The following is a 22,019-nucleotide window of genomic DNA, read 5'->3' on the forward strand; positions in this document are numbered from 1 at the left end:
TGACAACGTTGTGTAAGGGTGATGTTATTCCGTCCGGCCTGATCCCAATCCCGTCAAAAGAAGCGAGGCGTAAAATAAAGGCATAATCGGTTTTGTGCGATGCCGTTTATCAAAAAATTAGGGAAGGGCAAGGAATGTTGTTGATTGCTTTTGCCTTTATCTGTTATCTCGTCTCTACTTCTTTGCCGTTCTCATAACGGATTTGCGATTTGATGTCGCCGCTTTCAAAATATTCTATTGACCATCCGTTCGGTACCCCCTGAACAAAGGTTGTCTCGGACTTTAATTTGCCGGTTTCATAATAATGCTTGACTAAACCGTGCGGAACGTTATTTACAAACGGCGTCTCGGATTGCAGCTTGCCGCTCTTTTCATAGAACTCTTTGGCAACACCTTCTGCTTTACCCTTTACATAGAAAATTTCCGCCTGCTTCGCGCCGCTTTCGTAATAACTATACATCAGACCATTGATCGTCAAATCTTCATAAGGAATCTCCATGTGAAGCTTTCCGCTCTCATAATAAGTCTTCGTCATGCCGAGTATCCGGCCGCTCACAAACGGAATCTCGCTCTTAATTTTGCCGTTTTCGCCATACCACCGCGTAATGCCATGCTTTTGGTTGTTTTCATAAGTTGTTTCGCTTTCCAATTGCCCGTTTTCGAAGTAATTGTGAGCAACACCCACAATCTGACCCCGCACGTAATGGGTTTTTCTGGCTAAGTTTCCGTTTTGAAAATAGCTCAAAGCCCATCCTTCTTTTTCGTCATCGACAAACGGAATTTCGCTTTGCAGCATACCGTTTTCGTAATAATCTTTTTCAGTTCCTTGCTTCTTTCCCCGTTTGAAAAGCAATTCGGATTTGATGCGGCCATCTCGATAGTAATTGTAAACCATTCCTTCCAGCGAGTCGTTTGATACGGGAACAACCCTTTCAGTAAAATGGTGTCGGAATAATACGTTCGGGAAACTCCGTTGCGCAGGCCGTTGAGAAAAGGGGTTTCTGTTTGCAAACGATCGCCAGCCACAGAGTAGTAGCGCACCATTCCATCCTTTTTTCCTTTGTGGTACACCATAAGTCCGTAATAGACGGCTTTTTCTTTGGCTATAGGTGCTGATGACGAATCGAGATACTCAATCCACTTCCCCTCTGGCAACGAATCAACGTAAGAGTTGGTAGCTTCTTCTTTACGTGTAAACCTCTCTTGACAGATCCCAACAAATGCATTCGTTGTTAAAATGAAAAGCAACATTGTGTATTTCATCCGAAAATTTTCTGCGATGAAGGTATAGGATTGATACGCTAAAGTCAAGATTGTAGGTAAGCGTAAACTGATGATGACTTTACTGATTGCTAACCCTCACCAGTTGTTCTTCTGCTCTTCGTTTACACGCTCCGGAGCGATGGGTTCCGTGTGTTCCCAATCTTCATCGTAGTGCACAAAAAACGAAAGCCACAAGGCGCGGGAAAAACGCATAAGCCAGGGCTGCAAAAGCAAGAGTCCAACGGAATTGACAATGATCCAAACGGCAAAGCGGTTGTCCTGAAAGGAAAAGCCGATGAACAAAAACCAAAGCAGGCAACTGACGGCGGAAATGAAAAGCGCAACGAGGTAACTTATGTAACCCGTGCCGTAATAAAAGCCCACTTCAATATCGGTAGGCTGGCCGCAAACCGGACAGGCTTCAAACATTTCCATGTTGCGTTTAAATCGAAATGTAAGCGGGTATTTAAACAATTTACCTTCGCGGCAGCGCGGGCAGCGGCAGGTAAAGACGGTTTCGAGATAGCCACGGTTGGGCCTTTCGGTTTTCATCACAAATAATTCAGCACTTTTTCCATTTGCATGCTGCGCGAACCCTTGATCAGAAAAAAAGCGTTTTGAAGATTTTGCTTTTGCAACCATTCGCCAGCTTCTTCTGGTTTTGCAAACGAAAGAAAAGGATGTTCTGTTTTTAGAAAATCACCACCTACCAGCAAAACGGCCTTCCATTTATGTTTTGCTATCTCGTCGATAAGTGTTTTGTGCTCCTGCAAACTTTCCTGCCCCAATTCGGCCATGCCGCCGAGTACTAAAAACTTGCTATCGCCTTCGGCTTTCGCAAAGTTTTCGATGGCGGCTTTCATGCTGCTTGGGTTTGCGTTGTAGGCATCCAAGATGATTTTGTTGCTGCCTTTCTGCACCAGTTGCGAGCGGCTGTTCGACGGCGAATAAGCTTCAATCGCCGCTTTTATTTTTTCATCATTCACACCAAATTTTTTCCCCGCTGCAACGGCGGCCAATACGTTTGGCAAATTATAACTTCCGACCAACGAGGTTTTAATTTCGCCTTCAAACCCTTTGGTGAAGTTTACTTCCAAAAACGGATCGCTCTGCGCAACGTTGCCTACCACGTCAGCATCTTTTGTACCGTAAGTAAAAACGTTTGCAATGCCTTTGCTCATGTCGCGCAGGTAATCGTAATCGTTCATGCGAAAGACGCTGCCGTTGTTTTGGCGAATAAAATCAAACAATTCGCCCTTGCCTTTACGCACACCTTCCTCGCCGCCAAAGCCTTCGAGGTGCGCTTTGCCTACGTTGGTTATCAAACCGTGTGTGGGCAACGCAATTACGCAATACGAAGCAATTTCTTTTTGATGATTGGCGCCCATTTCAATCACCGCCATTTCCGCATTGCTTTTAATTTTCAAAATGGTCAGCGGCACGCCGATGTGGTTGTTCAGATTGCCTTCAGTGGTATAGGTTTTAAATGCAGTAGATAGAACCGCGTGAATCAATTCTTTTGTCGTGGTTTTTCCGTTGCTGCCCGTAATGGCGAGGAAAGGGATATTGAATTGTTTGCGGTGATGCAAGGCTAACTGTTGAAGCGTTTGCAACACATCGTCAACCAAGATTGTTTTGTCTTTTATTGCATAATCGGCTTCATCAATTACGGCATAAGCCGCGCCTTGTTCAAGCGCTTTTTGAGCAAAAGCATTGCCGTTAAAGTTGGGGCCTTTCAGCGCAAAATACAGGTCGTCCTTTTGCAGCTTGCGGGTGTCGGTTTGCACCGTGGGATGTTGTTGGTAAATAGCGTAAAGTTCTGCGATGGTCATGGAACAAAAGTAAGCGGAGAGAGAGATGACGGATGAAAGATGTAAGATGACAGAATTTCCAAGGCGGAGCCTAACTGTTGCAAAGCCGTCATCCGTTATCCCTCATCTGTCATCCAATACTGTTCTGGTACATTCTATGCAGTATTCATAAAAAACAAAATGGCAAGTTTCTCCGAAATACTCAACGGCGACAAGCCGGTACTGGTTGATTTTTCCGCCGAATGGTGCGGGCCCTGCAAAATGATGGCGCCCATTTTAAAAGAAGCAAAGACAGCACTCGGCGACAAGGCCACTATTTTAAAAGTGGACGTGGACAAGAACCGCGAAGTGGCCGAACAATTCCGCATTCAGGGTGTGCCCACGCTGATTCTTTTTAAAAAGGGAGAAGTAAAATGGCGGCAGTCGGGAGTGGTGCCGGCAAACACGTTGGTGCAGATTGTCAATCAAAACAGTTAAAGGTTCACGGCCTGTACTGCCGTAATCAATTTCGCATTTTCAGCCCAAAGAATTTTTTGCTGCCGCTTTCAAAAAAGGCATTGTGGGCAAGGAAGAAATAATCTTCAACTCTTGTTGCAGCGAGGACTCGTTGTTTAAAAACGTCAGCACGTCCGCTGCTTTGTTTTTTTGAAAAAGCGTACTGAAAATTACGTTGCCGGCCAGGGTATTGTTTTGTAGAATGTGCAACAACACACTGTCGTAAAAATGAAAACGCGGCGGCGTTTTGGCTGTAAAAGGTTTTCCCGTTTTTACTAAACTTTCCACAAGTGCCTTGCTGTGTTGTTGAATAAAATAAAACGTATAGCCGCTTGAACCTTTTGTTTGCCCGCCTGCTGTGCCAATGTTGATGATCTTGTTTTGAGCCGGCGGAAAACGATAATCCGTCATGGGGATAACGCCGAATTCCGTGTCGCTGATTTCGTAATCATGAATGCCAAGGACGTCTTCAACGTAGCGTTTTAATCCTTCGTTGTAGTCTTCTTCCTTCAACAAGGCCGGTGTGAACAAGGTGTACTCAACAAGAGCTCCGTTCCCCGCAAAAGGCAGCACGTAACAAAAGGCTGTACCGTGTTCTTGTTCCGTGCGAAAGTCCATTAGCGTGGCGTGGCTTTCATCAAATGCCGGATGCTTTGTTTTTATTTGCCAGCCTTTAAAATGTTGCAGCAGCCAGTGTTGTTTTTCTGTCAGCAAAGGCTTTTCAAACAAGATGCTGTTGAAAACGTAGTCTGCGTAAAACGTTTCGCCGTTTACAACAACGCCGGTTTTCTCCGACGAAAAAGGCCGTTCAACTTTGCCTTGCAAAAAATGAAAATCTGATTGCGTCTTTAATTGCTCAAAACAATAATTATAGAAGTCAATGCCGCGAATCATCTTGTAGCGGTACGGCGCAATGGAAAGTTCTTTGCCAAAGCCTTCGCCGTAAAACCAAAGCTTGTCCCACTGCCGAAAGACAATGGGTTCAAACAAGCTTTTTTCTTTTTCCCAAAAGCACCAGGTTCGGTCGTTTTTGTTCTTGAGAGCTTCATCAACCAGTAAAATTTTTTTGTTGTGGAGTTTGCCCGATTGCAGCATGTGTAACGCAAGGCTTAGTCCTGCGCAACCCGTTCCGGCAATGATGTAATCGTACTGCGTTAGCGGCATGAAAGGGTAAACAAAATTGAAGCTGTAAAGTTGCGGCGCACAGGAGAAACAAGGGAATTATTTTGTTCCGGGCTGCAGTGCTGCTATTGCGCTTCTCTTGCGTCGCACTCTTGTGCGTTCAGAACAGTGCTGTACTTATTTAATCACAGAGCCATGATGCCAAGTGTGTAAAATGGATTTAAAGAAAGCGCCTATTTCTTTGCAGCGAAATCGCTTTCCTTAAACTGGCGTGTGTCAATGCCCAGCAAGCGGTAAAAGGGGCAAAAGCCGGTAAGGGCTGTCAACAAAAGAACAACCGCAATCAACGGCAGCGCATAATTCCAGGGAGCAATCAGTGTTGTCTTAAATGAATAAACGACGAGAATAACAGCGGCCACCAGCCGCAAAAAACGATCAAGAATTGCCGTGTTCTTTTTCATATGAAACATTTTGGCTAAGCTATTTTGGCTCCGAAAGATATTTTATGACCTTCATCAGCGACCGCTGCGAGGCACGCATCAAAACCCTGGCATTTCTCTTTTAGCTTTACGCCGTTATGAACAAGCAAAATCTCAACTGGGGCATCATCGGTTGCGGCGACGTAACCGAAGTAAAAAGCGGGCCTGCGTTTAACAAAGTGCCGCAATCGAAGCTCGTTGCCGTCATGCGGCGCAACGCAGCCAAGGCAAAAGATTATGCAGAGAGGCACGGCGTGCCCAAATGGTATAGCAACGCATCGGAATTAATCAACGATCCGGACGTGAACGCCATCTACGTGGCCACGCCGCCGCTCAACCACGAAGAATACACCACCGAAGCCTTGCGTGCGGGCAAACCCGTTTACGTGGAAAAACCAATGGCCTTAAATGCTTCGGCGGCTGAACGTATGGTGCAGGCTTCGCAAGAAACCGGAAGCAAACTAACCGTTGCGCACTACCGCCGGCAACAACCCTTGTTTCTTCAATTAAAATTATTGTTGGACGAAAAAGCCCTCGGCGATGTACGCTTTGTAAACCTGCAATTCTTTCAACCCTACAACACAAGCGTGGTGGCAAAAACAGAAGAGAACTGGCGCATTGATCCAAGCATTTCGGGCGGCGGTTTATTTTACGATCTGGCACCGCATCAATTGGATTTACTGCTTTATTTTTTTGGCGAGCCACTTACAACAAGTGGCCTTTCGTTGAACGCTTCACAACTATACAATGCCGACGACACTGTGAGCGGGCAGGCTCTTTTTAAAAACAATATTCTGTTCAACGGCGCCTGGGCCTTTACGGTTTCTGAAAGAAAAGATTTGTGCGAGATTGTTGGAACAAAAGGCAGCCTTCGTTTTTCGGTTTTCGATCAGCAACCCCTTGTTCTTATAAAAGAAGGAAAAGAAACGCGTTTTGAATTTGACAAACCGCAACACGTACAACAACCGATGATTCAAAAAGCAGTGGAATATTTTCTTGGCCATTCACCCAATCCCTGTTCGGCAGAAGAAGGCCTTATCGTGATGAAGATGATGGAAGCCATGACGGCTTCGCTGCGCATATAGCGGCAGCGAAATGCTTTTGAATTGCCGACAAGAACTATTTTTACGTACCGAATACGAAACAAGGTTAATCAATTCCCTCCATGCGAAACGAAAACAAGCCCGTGCGGCTGAGGCCCGTCCTCACCTTGCTTTTTTTGCTTGCCGCATTTAACGGTTATACCCAGGCGGTGCTATCGCCAAAAGAATTAAAGAGCCTTCCCATTGAAGACCTCATCAACGTTGAGATTACCCTGGTTTCCCGTTCGCCGGAAAAACTTTCCGAAGCCGCATCAGCCATTCAGGTGATTACCAACGAAGACATTCGCCGCTCCGGCGCTACCAACGTTGCGGAAGCTTTGCGTCTTGCGCCCAATCTTCAGGTGGCGCAATTGAGCGCAAGTGTTTGGATCATCAGTGCCCGTGGGTTCAACAACGTTTTTGCAAACAAGCTTTTGGTCATGATTGACGGCCGCACGGTTTACACACCGCTTTACGGCGGCGTGTTGTGGGAGCAGCAAAACGTTTTGCTTGAAGATGTGGAGCGCATCGAGGTGGTGAGCGGCCCCGGCGGAACGCTGTGGGGCGCTAACGCAGTAAACGGCATCATCAACATCGTTACCAAAAACACATCGGCAACACAGGGTCTTTACGCATCGGTGGCTGCGGGAACTTCTGTGAAGGACAACGCCGCACTGCGCTACGGCGGAAAGATTGGCAGCAAGGCGAATTTCAAAATCTACGGACAACATTTTGACCGTGACAAAACAGAATTGTCAAACGGTACAAAAAACCAGGATGCCTGGCGGTTAACGCAGGCGGGCTTTCGAACCGACTGGCGGCCTTCGGCCAAAGATGCGTTTACGTTGCAAGGCGATTATTACGACGGCACACGAAAAACACCGGTGGCGAATTCGCCCCTGAACGGACAAAATATTTTGAGCCGCTGGACGAGAACTTTTACCGAAAATTCGGAACTCGCGTTGCAGGTTTATTTCGACCGCTATTATCGCAAGGATGCGCAAACGGCTTCGTACGACAAGATGAATACCGTTGACGCAGATTTTCAACACCGCTTCGGCCTTGGCAAAAAGCAAAGCTTTGTTTGGGGTGCAGGCTACCGTTACGTAAAAGACGATGCATTTTTTTCCAACACCGCTGGCGCCGGCATCGTGCCGCGGTTTAAGCGACTTGATTTGTTCACGGCTTTTGTGCAAGATGAATTTCAACTGACAAACAATCTCCGCCTTGCTGCCGGTACAAAGTTTTTGCACAACGAGTACACAGGCTGGGAATGGCAACCGAGCGTACGCATGGCATGGGTGAAAAGCCGCAGCACATTATGGGCCGCCGCTTCGCGGGCCGTGCGCACGCCAAGCCGTTTCGATGTAGATTATTATTTGCCCATGACCTTGCAACCCCCAAACGTTCCAAGCGTTGCCGGCGGACCCAATTTTGTTTCGGAAAAATTGTATGCGTATGAATTGGGCTATCGCATTCAGCCAAATCTTTTGTCTTCTTTTTCCGTTGCTACGTTCTACAACGAGTACCGTGATGTGTACAGCGTGGAAGCAAAGCCCGGAACGTTGACTTATCAAATTCAAAACGGTTCAAGTGCAAAGTCATGGGGTGCTGAGTTGTCGGGCAATTACCAGGTGCACAAGAACTGGCGGCTGCGCGGCGGCTATACTTTTTTTGCAAAAGAAATCGGTCCGAAACCGGGACATAATTTCAACCCGGAATATTTGGGAAACGACGTACGCAACCAGGCGCTGTTGCAATCCATCTTAAACTTGCCGAAACATTTCCAGTTTGATGTAACCGCACGCTACCTGGATGGTTTGGCAAAAACTTTTGCAACGGCCGACGTTCCGGCATATTGGACGTTTGATGCGCGGCTGGCCTATGCGTACAAGGGTTTTGAACTGGCCGTGGTGGGACAAAATCTTGCCAAAGAAAATCATGCAGAGTTTGGCACCATTAATTTGCCCCGTAGCGTCTATGCAAAAATCAGTGCCCGGTTTTGAGTAATTGCCGTCGTCATATCAAGTCCTTGTTCGTTCTCCAAAAATGGGGACTGTTTGTGCTGCTTTGCTGTGCAACCGTGTTTGCAAATGCACAAACACCGACAACCGCAAACCAGATAAAAGCTGTTTTTCTTTTCAACTTTTCAAAGTTTGTCAACTGGCCGCCCGATGCGCTGAACAACGCTCCGTTTGTGATTGGCATTCTCGGCAAAGACCCCTTTGGGCCTTATATTGAACGCGTCGTAGAGGGTGAAAAAATGAACGGGCAACCCATCGTTGTTCAACGCTACGACGATGTGAAAGACGTGAAGAACTGCCAGATTCTTTACATCAACAAAAGCAACAGCGCCGAGATTGCCCGTTCGTTGTCGGCTCACGGCATGCTTACAGTGAGCGACGGCGAGAATTTTGCAACAAGCGGCGGTATTGTTCGTTTTTATTTGGAGAACAACAGGCTTCACCTGCAGATAAACGTGAAGCAGGCAAAGGCCGCAGACCTGCAAATCAGTTCAAAACTTTTACGCATTGCCGATGTGATTGAATAAAAAGATGAAACAAAAAAGCAGCTCCATACAAAAAAAACTCGTCCGGCTGATTCTCTCCATCTGCGGATCGGTTTTGTTGTTGACTTGCGCGGCTTTTTTTGTTTACGAATATCTAAGCTATCGCCAGATCACCAAACGCGAATTGGAAACGCTGGGACAAATTACAGCAACCAACGTTACGTCTTCCCTCGCTTTTTTAAGCAAAGACGACGCAACGGAGTTGTTGAAGGCTCTGCATTCGCAAAAGAACATTATTGCCGCTTGCGTGTACGACAAGGAAGGGAAAATCTTTGCCGCCTATCCGAACGAGACGATGGATTTTCCCCCGATTGTACGAGAAGATTATCATTTTAGAGAAGGCTACCTGGAAGGTTTTCAACCCGTGGTACAGGAGGGAACCAGGCTCGGTACCTTGTATCTGCGCTCCGATTTGAAAGCCGTTTACAACCGCTTTGCTCTTTACGGCCTCATCGGGCTTGTTATCGTCGGCGTGCTTTTTCTGTTTGCCTTTGTTCTTTCACGGCGCTTGCAGGGCACCATTGTCAATCCAATTTTGCAATTGGCCGGTAAAGCAAAAATCGTTTCCGATAAAAGAGATTATTCGGTGCGGGCCAAAAAGAAGAACGATGATGAACTGGGCGTGCTGACCGATGCCTTCAATCACATGCTCACGCAAATTGAAGAACAGAACGCGGAGATCGTGGCCCTGAACGCAAATCTTGAACAAAAGATAGAGCAGCGTACGGCCCAATTGCAGGAAGCCAACCTTGCCCTGCACGAGCAAAATAATTTTATTCAAACCATCATTGATTCGTCCATTGATTTAATTGCGGTCTTCGACAAAGAATTGCGTTTTCTGGTGCTGAATAAAAAGGCCGACAAGCTCTATCAAAGGCCGCGGGAAGAACTGCTTGGTAAAAACGTTTTGCAGCTTTTTCCCCAGCTCAAAAATTCGCCGTTTATGGTAAACCTGCAACGGGCTTTTGAGGGCGAGTTCATTCACGAGCATGCGTACAAATCGCTGGTGTCGTCAAACTATTTTGAAAACTTTTTTATTCCGTTAACCGACGAGAACAACGTTGTTGACCGCGTGCTGGTAATTGGCCACGACATTACCAGCATCATGCAGGCAAACGAAAAATTAAAACAGGTCAACGCGGAGTTGGAAAAATCAAACCACGACCTGGAACAATTTGCTTACGTGGCCTCGCACGATTTGCAGGAACCGCTGCGTAAAATCAAAACCTTTTCGGAGTTGAGCGAACGAAACACGCAACACCCCGAAATTTTAAAACGGTATTTGAGTAAGATTGGTTCTTCCGCTACACGCATGACGGATTTGATCAAGGCCGTGTTGAATTACAGCCGTCTTTCCCGCACCGAATCGGAGCCGGTGGCTGTTGATCTGAACAACGTCATCCGCCAGGTTATTACCGACCTTGAATTGTACATTGAAGAAAAGAAGGCCCTTATTCGCACAGAACCGTTGCCGGTGGTAAAAGGCATTCCCCTGCAACTGAACCAGCTTTTTTTAAATCTCTTTACCAATGCGCTGAAGTTTTCCGAAAAGCAACCGGTGATCACCATTCAACACAGTGTAACGCCGCGCAATGCATTTGTGCAAGACTCTTTGCAAAAAGATGAAAATACTTTTCTAAAAATTTGTTTTGCCGACAACGGCATCGGCTTCGACCAGGAATACGCCGAAAAAGTTTTTTCTATTTTTCAACGCCTTCACCCCATTGATAAATACGCCGGTACCGGCATTGGCCTTGCGCTTTGCAAAAAAATTGTCGAGAACCACGGAGGCTGCATTGATGTGGAAAGCAAGACCGGCGAAGGCACAACCTTTTTTATTTACCTGCCTTACGACGCGGGCCTGCAAGATGCGGCCGCAAAATCAACGAAAGAAACAAACAAGGCTTCCTGATTGTTACGGCGAAGCCTGCCTTATTTTGCGTTTGCATTTTGGTAATAATCCAAAACCTTTTTGCGCAGCACAAAATCATACTTCGTGCTGATTAAATTGATGTTGGCGCGGTCAAGATTATTTTTCGCAATGAGATAATCCACCGATGTTCCGACGCCGGCTGTAAACCTTGCTTCCGCTGCCTTAAACGAAGTAGTGTAGGCCGAAACCTGCTCCAGCAGCGTTTTGTAGCGTTCGTAAGCGTTGGTCATGTTCAGGTGCGCCTGTTCAATTTGCTGTTGCAATTGCAGCTTCGTTCCTTCTTCTACCAGTTCGCTGTTGCGCAATGCAATGCCGGCAAGCCTGATATTGTTCTTTGCCCGAAAAGAATTAAAAACAGGAATGCGCAAGCCAAGGTTAAGGCCCGAAAAAACGTTGTTTGAAAGCTGGTCTTTGTACGAAATTTTTCCGCCGGCGTTTTGTGCCGCACTTGAATAATTGGTTTGTACGCTGCCACCCAAAACCAGCGAAGGATACAAAGAGCCTCGTGCGGATTTCACCGCGTATTCATAACTTTTTTTGCGCAGTTCAACGGCTTTTACAAGTGAGAATTGTTGCAAAGCTGTTTCATAAACTTCGCTGCTGCTTTTTGCGTAAGCCGTCAAAAAATCTTCTGTGTTGATGCGCTCAAGATTCATTGCTTCGCTGTACGGAACGTTCATCAGTTGCGCCAGCGTCAGCTTTGCTGTTTGAAGGCTGTTGCGCAAGTTCAAAATGTTCAGTTCATCGTTCATCAATTGTCCTTTTACATCCGAAACCTGCGAAGGAGCGACGGCGCCCTGCTTGTCCAAAATGTCAAGGCGTTCCAGTTGCTTTGCACTCAGTTCTTTTTGCTTTGTGGCCGAAGAAACGAGGTCTTCGTTGTTCAGCACTTGCAAATAAGCAAGGATCACGTTCAACGTAAGATTGTCTTTTGCTTGCTGCCATTCCATACGCGACGCGTCGTATGCGTATGCGGTTTGCTTCACGCTGTTTTGCAGGCTCATGCCGTTGAATAAAACCACGCCGGAATTAATGCCGTAGTTGGCGTAATTCACCGATTGGTTTACGTAAGCATTGGTAAACGGATCAATGCTCCGGCCTTCGTTTATGCCGTGATTAACGTTTGCGTTTAAGTCGGGGAGAAGGTTGGCCCTTGCTTGTTTCAAATTTACTTCGGCTGTTTCCGCAAGCAAACTGCTTTGCTTTACGGAAATGTTTTTTGCCAATGCCGTGTCGATGCACTGTTGCAAGGTAAAATGCTGCGCCCATGCGGTTATCCGTAACAAGAAAAAAAAGAAGCTTCCAAAAATTACACGCCGTTTCATAAACTAAGGTTCTCTTTTATGTGTTGCTGAATGCGTCCGTCCAGCAAATCAATTTTCCGGCTGCCGTATTCAGCGTTCTTTTCCGAATGCGTTACCTGGATGATGGTGATGCCTTCTTCTTCGTTCAGGGTTTTAAAAAGTTGCATGATTTCTTCGCCTTGTTTCGAGTTGAGGTTGCCCGTTGGCTCATCGGCCAGCAAAAGCTTTGGTTTGGCGATGAGTGCTCTTGCAATGCCCACAAGTTGTTGTTGCCCGCCCGAAAGCTGTGAGGGAAATAAATCTTTTTTGCCTACCATGTTGAAGCGGTCAAGGGTATCGGCTACCATCGCTTTGCGTTCAGCTAATTCGATGTTTTGGTAAAGCAACGGCGTTTCAATGTTTTCGTACACCGTCAGTTCGTCAATCAAATGATAAGCCTGGAAGATGAAGCCGATGTTTTTTTTGTAAAGCTCTGTACGGTGTTTTTCTTTTAAATCATATACCGATTGTCCGGCAAATTCATAACGTCCTTCCGAGGGCATGTCCAACATGCCGATGATGTTAAGCAAGGTCGATTTACCCGAACCTGATGGGCCCATCACCGAAAGAAATTCGCCTTCGGCAATTGTGAGGTTAATGTCTTTTAAAATAAAGTTCGGTTTGCCGCCGATTGTGTACCACTTCGAAATATGTTGCAGTTGAATCATACGGTTTGTTTTTGTACAAAGCTGTACCAATTTCTTTTCTGCCTCAAATACAAGTGCTTTGACAGTTGGCGACAACGCAGAATGTACGCTTTTGATACAGCTTGTGTGCGATTGTGCAATGAGATAGAAGTTCCTGATTATTCCGTTCGCAAACTTTTTACCGGATTAACCAACGCCGCTTTCAATGCCTGAAAACCAACCGTCAGCATGGCAATGGTTACAGCTGTAAGAATGGCAACTGCAAACATCCACCATTGAAAACTGATGCGGTACGCAAAGCCTTGCAGCCATTTGTTCATGGCGTAGTAGCCCAGCGGAACGGCAATGATGGTTCCCAGTAAAACCGGTTTTAATAAATCTTTCGAAAGAAGCAACACAATGTTCTGCACCGAAGAACCCAAAACTTTTCGCACGCCGATTTCTTTTGTTCGCTTGATGGCTGTGTAAGAAGCCAAACCAAACAAACCCAAACAAGCGATGAAAATGGCAATAAGGGAGAAAATGCTCAGCACCGATTCCTGCCTTGCTTCCGTGCGGTACAAACGATCAAACCGGTCGTCTAAAAAATTGTATTCAAACGGATAATCCGGCGCTGCTGCTGCGTACAGTTTTTTGATGCCGTCAAGCGTTGACGAAAGGTTTGTTGTTTTTAGCTTGATGAGCGCAAGCCTCTTGTCTCTTCCTGGCGAAATTACCAGTGGGCCGATGGGGTCTTTCAACGAAACATAATGATAGTCTTCCACCACGCCAATGATGGTGCGGCGAAGGCTGTCGCGGTTCAGGTTGCGTATCCATTTGCCTAGCGCTTGTTCCGGTGTGTAGCCAAGCTTACTTGCCGCATTGCGGTTAATGAGTACCGCTTGCGCCGAATCGGTTTGAAAGCTTTCCGAAAAATCTCTTCCCGCAATAATTTTAAGACCGAGTGTTTTTACAAAATCAAAATCGGTAAACTCGGTGTTGAATAAAAATTTATCCGCGGCGTTTGCTTCGGTTTCAAAACTGTAACTGTCGTGAAAGCCGCCGGGTTCGCCCGACATAAGAGAAACGCTTTGTACGGCAGGAAGGTTTAACAAGGCGTCTTTGAATTGGGTCTTGTGGTTTGCTATATCGAGGTTGTCAAACTTTACAATCAGTTCCTGTTCTTTGTTGAACCCGAGGTCGGCGTTGTGGATGTACCGCATCTGGTTCATGATTACGACCACGCTAATGATAAGGAGAACCGATATCCCGAATTGAAACACAACAAGTGCCTTTCTGAAAAACGCACCACCCTTGCCGCGCTTTAATTTTCCTTTCAGTGATTCAATGGGCGAGAAGGAGGAAAGCAGCAGCGCTGGGTAGCTTCCGGCCAGCAGGCCAACCACCAGAATCACGCCGATGATAAAAACACAGATTAACGGATTTGTCCAGTAGGAAGGAAGTTTATAACCGAGCAAATTTGTGTAAGCCGGCATCAGCAATTGCAGCAGGCCAATGGAAAGAAGACAGGCAACGGTGGCGTACAAAACCGATTCGAGAATAAACTGTGCCACGAGTTGCTTTCGCACGGCGCCGAGCACTTTTCGCAAGCCTACTTCTTTTGACCGGTCGCTTGCTCTTGCCGTTGCCAGGTTGATGAAATTGATGCAGGCAATGATCAGAATTAAAATGGCAATGGACATAAAGACGTACACCGTTTTTTTATTGCCGTGCTTTACGCTGTCAAAAACATCCGAAGCAAAATAAATTTGGTTTAACGGTTTTATGATAAGCCCCATTTTAAAACCGGATTTTGCATAAAATTCACCCAAGTATTTGTCCATGAAAGCCGGGAGCTTTTTTTCTAGTTGCGACGGGTCCACGGCGGGGTTTAATTGCACATAAGTAAACAGCCCGTTGTTGGGCCATTGCGTAAACCAGTCGGGTTGAACGGGGCGCAGAATTTCAATGGGAACAACCATGTCGAATTGCAAATGCGAATTCACCGGAACGTCTTCGCAAATGCCGGTTACTTTTAGTTGTTGTTGCTTGTTGAACTGCACAACCTTTCCAATGGGATCATCGTTGCCGAAGTATTTTTTTGCCGCGGTTTGCGTCAGCACAATGCTGTTCGGGTCTTTCAACACCGTAGCCGCAGACCCCCTGACGAGCGGAAAATCAAAGAAGCTGAAAAAGTTGCTGTCGGCAATGAAAATGTTTTGTTCGTTAAAGGAAACGTTCTTGTAACTAATCAGATCGTTGTCTTTCATCACCCGCACTACTTTCTGAATGGCGTCGGGATAATCGTTGGCCAGCGCCGGTGCATAAGCTGGAGAGACGTAAGGCACTTCCCGCATTTCGCCGTTCATGTTGCCGGTTCGCATGATGCGGTAAATGTTCTTCCCGTTCTTGTGAAAATTATCGTAGCTCAGTTCATTTAAGATGAAGAGATAAATGAGAAAGCAACAGGTAATGCCAACCGTTAAACCAAGTATGTTGATGACGGAAAATATTTTTTGCTTGCGCAGATGTTTTACGGCGAGTAACAAATAATTCTTGAACATGCGTAAGGTTTTATTCGGTTCGTAAATTTTTTACGGGGTTGCTGTTCGCTGCTTTTACCGCCAGTAGGCCAATGGTGAAGAAGGCAACGGCTGCGGCAACCATACCTGCTAACAAAAACACCCACCATTGCAGGTTGATGCGGTAAGCAAAATCCTGCAACCATTTGTACATGGCCCATCCCGCAACCGGAAAAGCAACGAGTGCTGACACGCCTATAAGCAACAAGAAATCTTTGGAAAGAAGGCCAACGATGCTGTTGACGCTTGCGCCCAAAACTTTGCGAATGCCGATCTCTTTTACCCGCTGCGAAATGGTGAAAGCTGAAAGGCCAAACAAACCAAGACAGGCAACGAAAATGGCGATGAGGGCAAAAACGGTGAAGATGGTTTTTTGTCTTTCCTCTGATTGATAAAGCTTCGCAAAGCGGTCGTCCAAAAATGTGTATTCAAATGGAACCTCAGGCAAGAATTTCTTCCAGGTATTTTCCAAATGCGCAAGGCCTTTGTGCACATCGCCGGAAAGCTTTACGGTCAATCCGTAATAATTTGAGTTTTTTGGTATGAACATGACCAGCGGCAGTATGCGTTGGTGCATGGATTCAAAATGAAAATCGTTGAATACGCCAACAACCTGTCCCTTGTTTCCGCCGTAAACCATTTGTTTGCCCACGGCTTGCTCAGGTGTGTTGAAGCCGAGAATTTTTACAGAGGCTTCGTTTAACAAAAACGAAGACGTGTCCATGCCGTAAGCATTTGAAAAGCCTCTGCCCGCAAGAATTTTCACGCCGTAAGTGGATAAATAATCTTCGTCTGCCACCACATATTTTATATCGGCTTGTGTAGGCGTAAGGCTGTCGCCTCTGTTAATTTGCGTGCCCATGTTGTCAAGCAATCTTCCCGTGGGAATACGCGACGAGCGGGCCATGCTTTTAACCGCTGCACTGGAAAGCACTTCGCTTTTAAACGATTCGTATTTGGGCGTAAGGCCGCCGTTGTACGAAAGCGTTACGATGCGGTCTTTGTCAAAGCCAAGCGATTTGTTTTGCATGTACCGCAACTGTTGAAAAACAACGGCTGTGGCAATGATGAGCACAATGGAAATAGAGAACTGCACCACCACCAGCGCCTTGCGAAACGACAAGCCGCCGCTGCCCGGTTTAAGAATGCCTTTCAAAACTTTTATGGGTTGAAAAGACGAAAGAAACAACGCGGGATATAAGCCGGAAAGCAGACCTACGGCGAACGGAACAAGCGACAACGGCAACAGCGTATGCCAGTTAAGCAAGATGGCGATGTTTAAATTTTGTCCCGAAAGTTTGTTTAAAAAAGGCAGCGTAAGCCAGGTGAAAAAGAAGGCGAGCAGCGTGGCCATCCAGCACATTAAAACCGACTCGCTCAGGAATTGTGCAATGAGTTCTTTTTTTCCTGCGCCCACTACTTTGCGGATGCCGATTTCCTTTCCGCGCAACACCGAACGGGCCGTGGAAAGGTTCATGTAATTGATGCAGGCAATGAGCAAAATGACGAGGGCGATGATCGAAAAAATATAAACCCGTTTAATGTCGCCGTTCTCTTCAACCTCGTCGTCCGTATGTGATTGGAGATGAATGTCGGTAAGCTTGCGCAGCGTGAGCAACGAATAATCGGAGGCTTTTGTCAGCCCGTTGTTGTCGGGCGGAATGTGGCGGTTTTGAAAGGCCGGCAACTGCGCTTCTAATTTTTTCGGATCATAATTATCTGGCAAAAGCACATAGGTATAAAAAGCATTATTGCCGTAATTGTTTTCAAAATTCTTTTTGCCGTAAACTGCCGAATCCATCAGGGTTGGAAAAGAAATCAGGACTTCGGGATGAAGATGCGCATTGGAAGGGAAGGCTTTGTAAATGCCCGTTACTTTCAAATCAAACTGATTGTTCATGCGAATGACCTTGTTCAACGGGTCTTCGTTGCCGAAATATTTTTTTGCCGTTTCTTCTGTCAGCATTACGGAGAAAGGTTCGGCCAAAGCCTTTGCCGGATTGCCACGCAACACGTGTACATCGAAAAGATTAAGCAAATCACCGTCGCCGAAAAACGAATTGTTTTCGCTGAACATTTTTTCTTCAAAGCGAAAGGGCGTCGGAAAGTTTTGCAGAAGCTGCGAGAGCACTTTGATTTCTTTAAAATCGTTTCGCAGCAAAGAACCAAAAGGCGGCGCAATGGCCGACAGGCTTAAGTTGACGTCTTTGGTTTGCGGGTTCAAAAAGGTGCGTTCGACGCGGTAAATGTTCTTTGCGTTGCGAAAGCGATCATAGCTTAATTCGTTCAGGATATAAGCCAAAATCAACAGGCAACACGTTAAGCCAACCGTTAACCCAAAAAGATTAATGAAGGAAATGGCCTTGTACTTTCGAAAATTGCGCAGGGCAATTTTCAAATAATTGCGGAACATAAAATTAATTTGAAGTCGTTATTCTTTCGGCTTGTGTATTCTTTCTTTCAAACGGTTTACACCATGATGTTCTCCAACACCGTTTGTCCGTCCAACATGCGAATGATGCGGTGGCTGTAACGTGCATCGTGTTCGGAGTGGGTCACCATTACAATTGTGGTTCCCTGTTCGTTTAAATCGGTTAAGAGTTGCATCACTTCGTTGCCGTTGCTTGAATCAAGGTTGCCCGTCGGTTCATCCGCAAGAATCAGCTTTGGGTTGTTTACCACCGCCCTTGCTACGGCTACGCGTTGTTGTTGCCCGCCCGAAAGTTGTTGTGGGTAGTGGTTACGACGGTGCATAATCTGCATTTTATCCAGCACGGCTTCCACGCGGCCTTTTCTGTCGGCAGTAGAAACACCGAGATAAATGAGCGGCAACTCTACGTTTTCAAAAACGGTCAATTCATCAATGAGGTTAAAGCTTTGAAACACGAAGCCAATGTTTTTCTTGCGCAGGTCGGCACGTTTGCGTTCGTTGAAGCCGGCGACTTCGATGCCGTTAAATTGAAAGCTGCCGCCATCAGGATCATCGAGCAGGCCAAGAATATTGAGCAGGGTAGATTTGCCGCAGCCCGAAGGCCCCATTACCGCGACAAACTCGCCTTCTTTTACGTCAATGTCCAATTTGTTCAGGGCTACCGTTTCTACGTCTTCGGTACGGTAGATTTTTTCCATGTTTCGAATCTTTATCATGTTGATGGGTTTGAACTTTGAGCTGACGGCTTCTTAATAAATGTCAACGATTAAAAAAGAAGGATAGAGTGGCGCCGATGCTTTGTGCACCTTAACGGGTTTTGTAACTTTTTTAACGCTGTCGGTTTTCTTTTTCTCTTGTTGCGGTTGCAGTGGAGCGTTGTGCATGCAAAGCAGCGAAAGCAATAGAAGCAATTTCATAATCGTTGGTTTGGCAGAGACATCCGCTTTCAGCTTATAGTCTCCTGGTTGTTGATTTTTGTTTAAGTTCAGTTTATAATAAACTGTTTATGAGAAATTATCAACTGCTTGATTTCTGGCAAAAAAGTCACCGGCTTACACTGCGCATTTACAAGGCCACCCAAACCTTTCCCAAGGAAGAAGTTTATGGAATTACGTCATAAATGCGCCGATCTTCCACTTCCATTCCCACCAATATCGCAGAAGGTTGCGGAAGAGAATCAACAGCTGAACTCAAACGCTTCTTTTCAATCGCGGCCGGCTCTTCCTCCGAACTTCACTATCAACTACTCTTAAGCAAAGACCTGAGTTATTTGTCCGAACAGTTATACAAAGAACTTAGCGATGAAGTCGTACAAATTAGAAAAATGATTTATTGTTACTGTGATAAATTCTGAGCCGTCAGCTATCGGTTTGACGCCTCTAAATTTTAGCTCACATCTAACAGCCGATAACCGATTGCTGACGGCTATTTCTTTATCACCAACTCCTGCATGTTACCGTAATTCTCATAACTCGACGTTACCACTTTATCGCCCGGTTGCAGGCCGCTCAACACTTCATAATAGTCCGGATTTTGGCGGCCCAGTTGCACGTCCACTTTGTAAGCCGTGCTGCCGTCGGCGCTTAATTTATACACCCAATTGCCACCGGTTTGCTGAAAGAAGCCGCCTTTGTTCAGCAATAACGCTTGCGTCTCGTCGCTTAGTGCGAGGCGTATCTGCAAGGTTTGCCCGCGACGAATGCCATCGGGTACTTTCCCGTCAAACAACATGTCCACCTGGAAGCGGCCGTTGTTTACCTGGGTATAAACTTTTGTGATCTTGAGTTTGTAATCCTGGTTCGCAACGGTCGTTTCGCCCGACAAGCCGATGAACACGCGGGAAATGTAATGCTCGTCCACGTCAACGCGAACTTTGTAGCCGCTGATGATGTCAATTTGCCCAAGCCGTTCGCCTTTGTTTTTGCTTTGCCCAATCTCCGCATCCAGCGATGTTAGTTGTCCGTCAACCGGCGCACGAACAATCAGGTCACCTACTTTCTTGCGCATTACGTTCAGTGCATTTTGCGAGCCTTTGGCCGATTGTGCCGCTTGCGAAACCTGTTGTGCATTCGATGAAGCATCTTGCATTAAGATATCATCGGTAAGTTTCAAACGTGCAACCTGGTAATTAAACGTATTCTCTGCTTGCTTGAATTCTTGCAAGCCAATGGCTTTTTGTTCGTACAAATATTTATTGAGATCGTAAACACGCTTGGCTTCTTTGTACGCATTCTCCACGTCGGTTTTTTGATTAAGTTTTTGCGTGGTGTTTTGCTGCGCTGCGTTCTTGGCAATCTGCATTTGCGTGAGCAGATTATAAACCGCTGTTTGCTGGTTCACCAAACTCAATTCCAAATCGGTATTTGATAAACGAAGAATGGGCTGATTTTTTTTCACCATGGCACCGTCTTCCACAAGTTTTTCTTCCACACGGCCGCCTTCAACGGCATCCAAATAAATAGTGGTTTGGGGCAGTACCACTCCGTTCACGGGAATGAATTCCTGGAACAGGCCTTTCTTTACTTCGCTTACCGTAATGCGTTCTGACTCCACGTTCACCTTCGATTTGCCGGAAGTAAAGTAAATGCTGCCGCCAACGAGAATCGCAAGGGCTGTGATGCCTGAAAGTGTAAGTGTCTTTTTTTTCGACCAGCCTTTTTTTTCAATAACTCTGTCCACAGTGTTTTGTTTTAACCCTACACTTTGTACGCAACGAAGTGCCAAAAAAGCGAAGATTGGTTTTCAGCAATTTAGCAAAGCGCCAATCTACGAAGGTGTTCGGATGCGAACAAATACTGTCCGCTTTTGATACACAGGGTTTCGCTCATAAAAAAACCGGTCTTCATTTTCAAATTCTTATGTGATGGCATGTTGTTAGATTCGCAGTTGTCCAATTTTGTAAAACAATATGTCGCTAAAGACTGCTTCTGTTCTTGTAATTGACGATGACGTGGACGTACTTACGGCCGTGCGCCTGCTTTTGAAGCCGGAGGTAAAAGAAATCGTAATTGAAAAAAATCCCGAAAACATCCGCAACCTTTTAAGCAAACGCGATTTTGACGTCATTCTGCTCGACATGAATTTCAATGCCTCCATCAACACCGGCAACGAAGGCATCTTCTGGCTGAAAAAAATTAAGGAGTTTAAGTCGAAGGCATCGGTCATTATGATTACAGCTTACGGCGACATTGACCTTGCCATTCGTTCGCTGAAAGAAGGCGCTTATGATTTTATTGTAAAGCCCTGGCACAACGAAAAACTAATCGCCACCATCAAAGAAGCCGTTCGGCAAAAGGAAGCCAAAAGCGCTGGCGGAGCGTCAAACACAGCTTCCGTTTTTGAAAAAGAATTGCTGGGCGAGTCGGAGGTGATGCAGGATATTTTTTACAAGATTCAAAAGATTGCACCCACCGATGCCAACATTTTAATCCTGGGCGAAAACGGTACGGGAAAGGAACTCATTGCAAAAGCAATTCACCAATTTTCGTTGCGGGTGACAAAGCCTTTCATTAAAGTGGATGTGGGTGCCTTAACCGAATCGCTGTTTGAAAGCGAATTGTTCGGGCACAAAAAAGGCGCTTTTACGGATGCACGCGAAGACCGCGCCGGACGCTTTGAAGCCGCCAACACCGGCACCTTGTTCCTGGATGAAATCGGGAACATTTCGCTGCACCAACAAGCAAAGCTTTTGAGTGTGTTGCAGAACAGGCAAATTGTTCGTCTTGGTACAAATGAACCGCTGCCGATTGACATTCGTCTCATTTGTGCAACGAACGTTCCGCTTGCGGAGTTGGCCAACGAAAATCGCTTTCGCAAAGATTTAATTTACCGCATCAATACGGTGGAGATTGTGGTGCCGCCGCTTCGCAAACGCGGAACTGATGTGCTATTGCTCGCCAATCATTTCATTAAAATGTACCGGTCTAAATACATGAAGCCGGAAATGGAACTGGATAAAAGCGCAAAAGAAAAGTTACAGTCTTATCATTTCCCCGGCAACGTTCGCGAATTGCAATATGCCATCGAACGTGCGGTAATCATGGCTGATGGAAATGTGTTGTCGGCAAAAGACATTTTGTTCTCGCCCATCGAATCGGCGCTGGTAGAAGTAGAAGAAGCGGCCCAATCGAACCTGAGTGCTGTTGAGAAAAACACCATCCTGAAAGTGATTGAAAAAAACAACGGCAACATTTCAAAAGCCGCAAAAGAACTGGGGATAACAAGAACGGCTTTGTACAGACGGCTAAGTAAATACGATATTTAAGGGCCCATCGCCAAACAAA

Annotated in this window: 19 protein-coding genes and 2 pseudogenes; 7 read left to right on the top strand and 14 right to left on the bottom strand. The window is 46.1% G+C overall.

Annotation, left to right across the window (positions count from 1 at the left end; genetic code table 11):
- Positions 1–163: 163 nt before the first annotated feature.
- The 4 genes from FSB75_RS18915 to FSB75_RS18925 all read right to left on the bottom strand — a co-directional run bounded on the left by FSB75_RS18915 (position 164) and on the right by FSB75_RS18925 (position 3,095).
- Positions 164–853 (bottom strand): toxin-antitoxin system YwqK family antitoxin, encoded by a 690-nt coding sequence (locus tag FSB75_RS18915; protein ID WP_172623221.1) that lies wholly within the window; start codon positions 851–853, stop codon positions 164–166.
- Positions 742–1,263, bottom strand: a complete 522-nt coding sequence (locus FSB75_RS21885) for a toxin-antitoxin system YwqK family antitoxin (RefSeq protein WP_172623222.1) — start codon at positions 1,261–1,263, stop codon at positions 742–744. Before FSB75_RS21885 ends, FSB75_RS18915 begins: the two co-directional genes overlap by 112 nt.
- Positions 1,264–1,359: 96 nt before the next feature.
- Positions 1,360–1,815 (bottom strand): DUF983 domain-containing protein, encoded by a 456-nt coding sequence (locus FSB75_RS18920; RefSeq protein WP_146790677.1) that lies wholly within the window; start codon positions 1,813–1,815, stop codon positions 1,360–1,362.
- Entirely contained in the window at positions 1,815–3,095 is a 1,281-nt protein-coding gene (locus FSB75_RS18925) for a UDP-N-acetylmuramoyl-tripeptide--D-alanyl-D-alanine ligase (RefSeq protein ID WP_146790679.1), read from the bottom strand. The genes FSB75_RS18920 and FSB75_RS18925 overlap by 1 nt, the downstream gene beginning before the upstream one ends.
- A gap of 159 nt (positions 3,096–3,254) precedes the next feature.
- Here FSB75_RS18925 and trxA point away from each other — a divergent pair, with 159 nt between their 5' ends.
- Positions 3,255–3,551 carry a thioredoxin gene (trxA, locus tag FSB75_RS18930; protein WP_146790681.1) on the top strand — a complete coding sequence of 99 codons (297 nt, stop codon included), beginning with the start codon at positions 3,255–3,257 and terminating at the stop codon, positions 3,549–3,551.
- A gap of 39 nt (positions 3,552–3,590) precedes the next feature.
- Here the strand turns inward: trxA and FSB75_RS18935 are convergent, their stop codons facing one another.
- Positions 3,591–4,733: a lycopene cyclase family protein gene (locus FSB75_RS18935; RefSeq protein WP_146790685.1), complete on the bottom strand. Its 1,143-nt coding sequence runs from the start codon at positions 4,731–4,733 to the stop codon at positions 3,591–3,593.
- A 191-nt stretch (positions 4,734–4,924) separates the two neighbouring features.
- Positions 4,925–5,152, bottom strand: coding sequence for a YgaP family membrane protein (locus FSB75_RS18940; RefSeq protein ID WP_172623223.1), 228 nt, complete (start codon positions 5,150–5,152; stop codon positions 4,925–4,927).
- Positions 5,153–5,268: 116 nt separating this feature from the next.
- On the opposite strand from FSB75_RS18940, the gene FSB75_RS18945 reads away from it, so the two are divergent.
- The 4 genes from FSB75_RS18945 to FSB75_RS18960 all read left to right on the top strand — a co-directional run bounded on the left by FSB75_RS18945 (position 5,269) and on the right by FSB75_RS18960 (position 10,733).
- Positions 5,269–6,255 carry a Gfo/Idh/MocA family protein gene (locus FSB75_RS18945; protein ID WP_146790689.1) on the top strand — a complete coding sequence of 329 codons (987 nt, stop codon included), beginning with the start codon at positions 5,269–5,271 and terminating at the stop codon, positions 6,253–6,255.
- An 80-nt stretch (positions 6,256–6,335) separates the two neighbouring features.
- The gene (locus FSB75_RS18950; RefSeq protein ID WP_146790691.1) at positions 6,336–8,258 is read left to right on the top strand and encodes a TonB-dependent receptor plug domain-containing protein; all 1,923 of its coding nucleotides are present in this window, start codon (positions 6,336–6,338) and stop codon (positions 8,256–8,258) included.
- A gap of 26 nt (positions 8,259–8,284) precedes the next feature.
- A complete protein-coding gene (locus tag FSB75_RS18955) occupies positions 8,285–8,803 on the top strand; it encodes a YfiR family protein (RefSeq protein ID WP_172623224.1) in 519 nt (172 codons plus the stop codon).
- A gap of 4 nt (positions 8,804–8,807) precedes the next feature.
- Entirely contained in the window at positions 8,808–10,733 is a 1,926-nt protein-coding gene (locus FSB75_RS18960) for an ATP-binding protein (protein WP_146790695.1), read from the top strand.
- Between the two features lie 20 nt (positions 10,734–10,753).
- Here FSB75_RS18960 and FSB75_RS18965 read toward each other — a convergent pair whose 3' ends face one another.
- The 7 genes and pseudogenes from FSB75_RS18965 to FSB75_RS21890 all read right to left on the bottom strand — a co-directional run bounded on the left by FSB75_RS18965 (position 10,754) and on the right by FSB75_RS21890 (position 18,653).
- On the bottom strand, positions 10,754–12,079 hold the full coding sequence (locus tag FSB75_RS18965) for a TolC family protein (RefSeq protein WP_146790697.1): 1,326 nt from the start codon (positions 12,077–12,079) through the stop codon (positions 10,754–10,756).
- Positions 12,076–12,765 (bottom strand): ABC transporter ATP-binding protein, encoded by a 690-nt coding sequence (locus FSB75_RS18970; RefSeq protein ID WP_146790699.1) that lies wholly within the window; start codon positions 12,763–12,765, stop codon positions 12,076–12,078. Before FSB75_RS18970 ends, FSB75_RS18965 begins: the two co-directional genes overlap by 4 nt.
- A 137-nt stretch (positions 12,766–12,902) precedes the next feature.
- Positions 12,903–14,567 (bottom strand): FtsX-like permease family protein, encoded by a 1,665-nt coding sequence (locus tag FSB75_RS18975; RefSeq protein ID WP_394345172.1) that lies wholly within the window; start codon positions 14,565–14,567, stop codon positions 12,903–12,905.
- Between the two features lie 18 nt (positions 14,568–14,585).
- Positions 14,586–15,287 (bottom strand): annotated as a pseudogene (locus tag FSB75_RS22410) (ABC transporter permease); the annotation flags it as partial.
- Between the two features lie 10 nt (positions 15,288–15,297).
- The gene (locus FSB75_RS18980) at positions 15,298–17,718 is read right to left on the bottom strand and encodes an ABC transporter permease (protein WP_146790704.1); all 2,421 of its coding nucleotides are present in this window, start codon (positions 17,716–17,718) and stop codon (positions 15,298–15,300) included.
- 56 nt (positions 17,719–17,774) lie between these two features.
- Positions 17,775–18,452: an ABC transporter ATP-binding protein gene (locus FSB75_RS18985; protein WP_146790706.1), complete on the bottom strand. Its 678-nt coding sequence runs from the start codon at positions 18,450–18,452 to the stop codon at positions 17,775–17,777.
- Between the two features lie 33 nt (positions 18,453–18,485).
- Positions 18,486–18,653, bottom strand: a complete 168-nt coding sequence (locus FSB75_RS21890) for a hypothetical protein (RefSeq protein ID WP_172623225.1) — start codon at positions 18,651–18,653, stop codon at positions 18,486–18,488.
- Positions 18,654–18,742: 89 nt separating this feature from the next.
- On the opposite strand from FSB75_RS21890, the pseudogene FSB75_RS18990 reads away from it, so the two are divergent.
- Positions 18,743–19,090: pseudogene (locus FSB75_RS18990) on the top strand (four helix bundle protein).
- Positions 19,091–19,161: 71 nt separating this feature from the next.
- On the opposite strand, the gene FSB75_RS18995 reads toward FSB75_RS18990, so the two are convergent.
- Entirely contained in the window at positions 19,162–20,415 is a 1,254-nt protein-coding gene (locus tag FSB75_RS18995; protein ID WP_146790708.1) for an efflux RND transporter periplasmic adaptor subunit, read from the bottom strand.
- 229 nt (positions 20,416–20,644) lie between these two features.
- Between FSB75_RS18995 and FSB75_RS19000 the strand changes: the two genes are divergently transcribed.
- The gene (locus FSB75_RS19000; RefSeq protein WP_146790710.1) at positions 20,645–22,000 is read left to right on the top strand and encodes a sigma-54-dependent transcriptional regulator; all 1,356 of its coding nucleotides are present in this window, start codon (positions 20,645–20,647) and stop codon (positions 21,998–22,000) included.
- Positions 22,001–22,019: the final 19 nt, after the last annotated feature.

The sequence above is a fragment of the Flavisolibacter ginsenosidimutans genome (genome assembly GCF_007970805.1).
In the GTDB taxonomy this organism is placed as follows: domain Bacteria; phylum Bacteroidota; class Bacteroidia; order Chitinophagales; family Chitinophagaceae; genus Flavisolibacter; species Flavisolibacter ginsenosidimutans.

Coding starts and splice junctions, on each gene's coding strand:
- FSB75_RS18920 (WP_146790677.1), bottom strand. CDS start 1,815: ATGAAAACCGAAAGGCCCAACCGTGGCTATCTCGAAACCGTCTTTACC.
- FSB75_RS18945 (WP_146790689.1), top strand. CDS start 5,269: ATGAACAAGCAAAATCTCAACTGGGGCATCATCGGTTGCGGCGACGTA.
- FSB75_RS18950 (WP_146790691.1), top strand. CDS start 6,336: ATGCGAAACGAAAACAAGCCCGTGCGGCTGAGGCCCGTCCTCACCTTG.
- FSB75_RS18975 (WP_394345172.1), bottom strand. CDS start 14,567: ATGGACAAATACTTGGGTGAATTTTATGCAAAATCCGGTTTTAAAATG.
- FSB75_RS18985 (WP_146790706.1), bottom strand. CDS start 18,452: ATGATAAAGATTCGAAACATGGAAAAAATCTACCGTACCGAAGACGTA.
- FSB75_RS18960 (WP_146790695.1), top strand. CDS start 8,808: ATGAAACAAAAAAGCAGCTCCATACAAAAAAAACTCGTCCGGCTGATT.
- FSB75_RS19000 (WP_146790710.1), top strand. CDS start 20,645: ATGTCGCTAAAGACTGCTTCTGTTCTTGTAATTGACGATGACGTGGAC.
- FSB75_RS18940 (WP_172623223.1), bottom strand. CDS start 5,152: ATGAAAAAGAACACGGCAATTCTTGATCGTTTTTTGCGGCTGGTGGCC.
- FSB75_RS21885 (WP_172623222.1), bottom strand. CDS start 1,263: ATGAAATACACAATGTTGCTTTTCATTTTAACAACGAATGCATTTGTT.
- FSB75_RS18965 (WP_146790697.1), bottom strand. CDS start 12,079: ATGAAACGGCGTGTAATTTTTGGAAGCTTCTTTTTTTTCTTGTTACGG.
- trxA (WP_146790681.1), top strand. CDS start 3,255: ATGGCAAGTTTCTCCGAAATACTCAACGGCGACAAGCCGGTACTGGTT.
- FSB75_RS18970 (WP_146790699.1), bottom strand. CDS start 12,765: ATGATTCAACTGCAACATATTTCGAAGTGGTACACAATCGGCGGCAAA.
- FSB75_RS18935 (WP_146790685.1), bottom strand. CDS start 4,733: ATGCCGCTAACGCAGTACGATTACATCATTGCCGGAACGGGTTGCGCA.
- FSB75_RS21890 (WP_172623225.1), bottom strand. CDS start 18,653: ATGAAATTGCTTCTATTGCTTTCGCTGCTTTGCATGCACAACGCTCCA.
- FSB75_RS18980 (WP_146790704.1), bottom strand. CDS start 17,718: ATGTTCCGCAATTATTTGAAAATTGCCCTGCGCAATTTTCGAAAGTAC.
- FSB75_RS18925 (WP_146790679.1), bottom strand. CDS start 3,095: ATGACCATCGCAGAACTTTACGCTATTTACCAACAACATCCCACGGTG.